This is a genomic window from Acidovorax sp. LjRoot204, from assembly GCF_056175785.1.
Genome location: NZ_JBGFFF010000316.1, coordinates 1 through 1,825, shown reverse-complemented (window position 1 = coordinate 1,825; position 1,825 = coordinate 1). Strand labels below are relative to the sequence as shown.

The following is a 1,825-nucleotide window of genomic DNA, read 5'->3' as shown; positions in this document are numbered from 1 at the left end:
GGTCAACCAGGCCTAYGAAGACACSAGCCTGCCGATMGGMYTGGGCCAGACCATCTCCAAGCCSAGCGTGGTGGCYCGCATGTGTGAGCTGCTGCTGGGCGCAGAGAGCGCACGTCATGGCGGGCTGGGCCGTGTGCTGGAAATTGGGACGGGCTGCGGCTACCAGGCTGCAGTGCTGAGCCTGCTGGCCCGCGAGGTTTACACGCTGGAGCGCCTGCGTGGCCTGCACGACAAGGCGCGCGACAACTTGCGGCCGTTCCGCCTGGCCAATGTGCACCTGCTGTTTGGCGACGGCATGCTCGGCTATGCCAAAGGTGCTCCGTACGCGGCCATCATTGCCGCAGCCGGGGGCGATGCTGTGCCCCTGGCCTGGTGCGATCAATTGGCCGTGGGGGGGCGCTTGGTGGCACCCATGGCACTGACCGGCGGGCAGCAAATGTTGCTGGTGATCGACAAAACCCCGCACGGATTGAAACAAAACGTGCTCGAACCCGTGCATTTTGTCCCCCTAAAATCGGGGATTGCGTAAAGGGAATTGCTTATGTTCGTATCGCGTGGTCTTGTGGTGGGTTTTACCGTGGCAATGGCGGGGCTGGTGCTCTCCGGCTGTGGCACCCGCATGAACAAGGCTCCTGTGGAAGATCGGGGCACCTCTTCGTCGTCTTCTGCCCCAGCGCCCGCAGCACAGCCGGGCGTGGTGGTGGGTGCCCCCATCAAGCCTCTGCCTGGTGCAGAAAATGCTGGCAAGCCGGGTTACTACACGGTCAAGCCTGGGGATACCCTGATTCGCATCGGCCTGGAGTCTGGGCAAAGCTGGAAAGACATTGCTCGCTGGAACAATTTGGAAAACGCCAACCTGATCGAAGTTGGTCAGGTGCTGCGCGTGCTTCCTCCGTCCGCTACCCAGGCGGTGGTGGCCTCTGAGAGCGGGGTGGTGACACGCCCGGTCACATCATCCTCCGTCGCTCCAGCCAGCACGCCGGCTGCGGCTCCTGCATCGGCCGCCAGCGGCGCCAAGCCTGCTGCCTCTGCTGCGTCGGGCACGGTGGTGGCGGTGGCGCCAGCCACGCCGGCACCAGCGGCGGCGCCAGCGGGCGAGGATGAGCTGGCGTTCATCTGGCCTGCATCGGGTTCGCTGATTGCCGGGTTTGACGAGGCACGCAACAAGGGCTTCGACATTGCCGGCAAGGCGGGTGACCCGGTACTGGCGGCGGCGGATGGCCGTGTGGTCTATGCCGGAGCCGGTCTGCGCGGCTATGGCAACCTGGTCATCCTGAAGCACAACAACACGTTCCTCACCGCTTACGCACACAACCAGACCCTGTTGGTCAAGGAAGACCAGGCGGTGCGCAAGGGCCAGAAGATCGCCGAGATGGGCAACACCGACGCAGACCGCGTCAAGCTGCACTTTGAAATCCGCCGGCAGGGCAAGCCTGTCGATCCCACACGCTATCTGCCATCCCGTTGAGTCCGATGGCGGATCATTCGCCGGGCGGTGGTCCCGAAGCGTCTGAGGTGACGACAGCGCAGGAGGGCGATTCCCTCCTGCTGGCCGAGGAGTCGGAAGCCCTGGCCGACGCGGACAGCGAGCTGCGCTCGCTACAGATGGGCCCAGGCCAGCACGCCGAGCGGCTGGATCGTGCGCTGGTGGAGCTGGTTCCTGAGTTCTCCCGCAGCTATCTTCAGCAATTGCTGGCCCAGGGGCTGGTCAGCCTCAATGGCAAGCCTGCTCTCAAGGCAGCCGCGCGGGTCAAGGCCGGTGACCTGGTGGTGCTGGAGATGCGGCCCACCCTCCAAAGCCAGGCCTTCCGGCCTGAGCCCATGG

At 64.9% G+C, this 1,825-nt stretch carries 3 protein-coding genes; all 3 read left to right on the top strand.

What is annotated here, in order from left to right:
- A partial coding sequence (locus tag AC04MI_RS24945) for a protein-L-isoaspartate O-methyltransferase family protein (protein ID WP_476499016.1) occupies positions 1–529 on the top strand: 529 nt, incomplete at its 5' end.
- Positions 530–541: 12 nt separating this feature from the next.
- Positions 542–1,468, top strand: coding sequence for a peptidoglycan DD-metalloendopeptidase family protein (locus AC04MI_RS24940; RefSeq protein ID WP_108500273.1), 927 nt, complete (start codon positions 542–544; stop codon positions 1,466–1,468).
- 5 nt (positions 1,469–1,473) lie between these two features.
- A partial coding sequence (locus tag AC04MI_RS24935; RefSeq protein ID WP_476499015.1) for a S4 domain-containing protein occupies positions 1,474–1,825 on the top strand: 352 nt, incomplete at its 3' end.

Excerpts from the sequence above, each read along its gene's own strand:
- AC04MI_RS24940 (WP_108500273.1), top strand. The coding sequence starts at position 542 with ATGTTCGTATCGCGTGGTCTTGTGGTGGGTTTTACCGTGGCAATGGCG.